4 protein-coding genes are annotated in these 3,103 nt (G+C 57.6%); 1 reads left to right on the top strand and 3 read right to left on the bottom strand.

Translation table 11 applies throughout. From position 1 onward, the window contains the following. The 3 genes from H5U08_RS14070 to H5U08_RS14060 form a co-directional block, all read right to left on the bottom strand. Positions 1-604 (bottom strand): TIM barrel protein (locus tag H5U08_RS14070; protein ID WP_297034333.1); only part of this gene is annotated, 604 nt, incomplete at its 3' end. A gap of 237 nt (positions 605-841) precedes the next feature. Further along, complete coding sequence (locus H5U08_RS14065) at positions 842-1,069, bottom strand: hypothetical protein (RefSeq protein WP_297034331.1); 228 nt, start codon at positions 1,067-1,069, stop codon at positions 842-844. Between the two features lie 79 nt (positions 1,070-1,148). After that, complete coding sequence (locus H5U08_RS14060) at positions 1,149-2,249, bottom strand: DUF1559 domain-containing protein (protein ID WP_297034328.1); 1,101 nt, start codon at positions 2,247-2,249, stop codon at positions 1,149-1,151. 603 nt (positions 2,250-2,852) lie between these two features. Between H5U08_RS14060 and H5U08_RS14055 the strand changes: the two genes are divergently transcribed. Continuing rightward, positions 2,853-3,103: hypothetical protein (locus H5U08_RS14055; RefSeq protein WP_297034326.1), on the top strand; the 251-nt coding region annotated here is incomplete at its 3' end.

Below are 3,103 nucleotides of genomic sequence, written 5' to 3'. Positions count from 1 at the left end.
TGAAATTCTCGGAGCCAATCCGCTTGCACAGCTCCACACCCCATGCCGTGTGATCGCACATGTAATCCTTGTGATTGACCTTGCTGTTGAGCAGTTCCATCACCAGCACAACTTTATGTTTTTCAGCCAGGCCCAGAATTCGTTTGATCCCCACAACACAATTCTTGAGCCCCTGTTCGTCATCTAGCCCCGGCTCGCGATTGCCGGAGAAGCAGATGAGGTTCGTAAAACCCGCCTCTGCCACGATGGGGATCATCTTTTCGTACCGCTCCACCAGTTCATCGTGGTTTTCCAGATTGTTGAATCCCTTGGGGATGCTCGCCCCAGACGAGACCATCGCACACGTCAGCCCGTACTTTTTGATGGTTTCAAAGTCGTTCGGCCCAAGCAACTCCACCGACTTGATTCCGATTTTCTTGCAGAATGCGCACAGTTCTTCCAGCGAGACCCGGCCGTAACACCATCGGCACACCGAGTGATTGATGTTCCCTTTCAGCGTAGTCGAGGGTTCTGCCTCAGCTAGGGCGTAGCGACCCACGGTCGTCGCCACCGCCGTTCCCGCCAGCGTCCCCATCATCGCACGTCGCGTCAGTTGCGTCTTCATGTTCATCCTCCACGAATGCCGTCGGACCGATTGCTTCACTCCACGAACGATTGATTTTTATTGTATTGTGGGCCGACGCAAGATGCGACCACGTGCCGGGCTTTTGGTCCCCGAAAGATTTCTTCAATAGCAGGGCGTCCGCAGGACAAAAAAGGCGCGACACTGCCAAGCCCATGTCGCGCCTCTTAACGATACTCGGAGAGGCTGTAGAAGTAAGCCTCCGTCAGTACTGGCAGATCACGGAGCCGTTCGCACCGGCCCCGGCGGACCTCCCGGCATCCCCGCTGGTGGCCCACCGGGTGGTGGACCTGGTTGGATGCCTTCCATCGGGTTGGCAATCTTCTCGGGCTGCTTCGCCGTCTCGGGATTAAACTGTGGATTGGCTTCAGGCTTCTTGCCCCCGCATCCGCCGAGGGTGGTCAACGCCAACCCTGCCATGACAACCAGCGCAAACACTCTGAGCATAGACAGCTCCTTCCTTCAGAAATCCCACTGTTGCCGAAACCATACGCTCATACCCAACTGGGAGAGGTTCACCATCGCTTTAGAATGCCGACTGGAGCACAAGACCATCGGCAATGGAATTGAGCCGGAACCATGTCCCCCAGGCGATGTTGTCGCGGATGAACTGGACACTGCCGTCCACCATGAGGGCGTTTACGCCACCGGGGTGATAGCTCGAGGGACTCGGCCATTCGGCGTTCGGGCCCCAGGCAGCGATATACGTGGGCATATAGGTGCCGGGATTCCACCGGAACCAGGACCAGGCCGACTTCGAGCCCCCATCGACGTTCTGCACGTGCTGGCCGGTTTCGTTGGCACCCCAGCCACCAACGGCTGTCCCCAAAAAAGCGCTGCAGGCGATGGCATCGCTGATGGAACGGCGCTTGCCCGACCCGCTGGTCCGAATGGGTCCACCATAATAGCCGACCGAGTCTCTCTCACAGCAGATGATCGTGTTGCTGGTGCCATCCGTGATCTGGGACATGTTGGTCGTTCGCGTCTGCGTGAAAACACCGTGAATAGTGCAGGTCTGGGTGATGGGGTCCGGCACAGCGTTCCAGGGATCCCAATTACCCACGCAGCAAGGATTGGGATGCCAGTGGTATCCCTCACTGCCCGGGTAATTCGTAATCGCGATATTGTTGGACTGGTTGGGCTTCAGGAAATTTCCATCCGAAGGACAGCGGAGCGTCGGGATAGCCGTGCTCACCACCCCCTGGGGGCTTCTACCCTGAAGGTCGGGTCCAATCCAGGCGGGAGCCTTCCAGTTGATCGTGTCGTACACGGTTTTCTGTTCAATGAAAGGCAGGATCATAGCGTTCCATGTGTGGTGATAGGCTGGGGGAACCTGGTTGTTCTGGCAATAGTCCTGGGCGGAGGTATCCCCTGCCGGAGCGCCCATGCATCCCTGTCCCCACACCACGCCCGGCGGAAAGCTTTTGTAGGTATCGTGATAATTTTGCAACCCCAGGCCCACCTGCTTCATGTTGTTGGTGCACTGTGATCGCCGGGCGGCTTCGCGGGCAGCTTGGACTGCCGGCAGAAGCAAAGCAATGAGAATCCCGATGATGGCGATCACGACGAGAAGTTCGACGAGCGTAAAACCGCTACCTGTCCGCTGCGAGAGCCTAAGCCGTTTCATGAGTCACCTCCTTCGAAAGGGTTGTGGAAACAAACACAACAACGACAACAACCCACGACTGTCTCCGCGTCACCCAACCTTCGTTTCGCCTCCCCCACAGAAGCGACCCTTCACCCCCTCCTGCCCGGTTGTGGCAGTAGCGCGGAGACCGTCCGGATTCACGGCAGAACCTTCGGTTCCCAGTCATCAACGGTCACCGTCAGGCTCGCGCGGGCAATTTTAGCAACCATTAGACATGAGTGCAATCATTTTGCGCGAAACTTTTTGAAAGAAAGCCGTATGAATTGGGACCGTGCGCTCCCGGGGTGGACTTGACGAGCAGGACCCTCCGGAGACACGCCTCGGAGGGGCACGGTCGTCGTGGCCGGTGTTCCTTTGCGCGTGGCATCCGCATCGTGGTAGGGGCAATTCATGAATTACCCGTACCGGAACGCAAGCGAATTGGGGTGGATCAGGCAAGGTTGGCAAGCGGACCTGACGAGCAGGTCCCTCCGGAGAGATGTGTCGGACCGCAATGATCTTGGTGGGAGCCGTTTTTTTCGCTATCCTTTGCGTTTTGACAGACCGTCATCGAAAGGAAAAGCAAAAGATTCGACGTCCGAGATGATGAGAGAGTCTGGCGGTTCGCAATCCGTGCTGGGATTTCTCCGCACATTAGGGCGGGCGATCGGCGCTGTGGCCATCGCCACCCTGGTGGGCGGCGTGGGTCTGCCATCCCTGGCCGAGAATCCTCCGACGCAAGAGGTGTTGCGCATCGAAAATCGCGTGTATCGCGGCAGCGATCAACTGATCAGCCAGAGCCTGACGATTATTCTCACTGACCGGGCATACGACTTCCTGAATTCACCACAGGA

The organism is Thermogutta sp. (assembly GCF_014359955.1).
Taxonomy (GTDB): Bacteria; Planctomycetota; Planctomycetia; order Pirellulales; family Thermoguttaceae; genus Thermogutta.
This window is presented reverse-complemented; position numbering and strand designations above follow the sequence as displayed.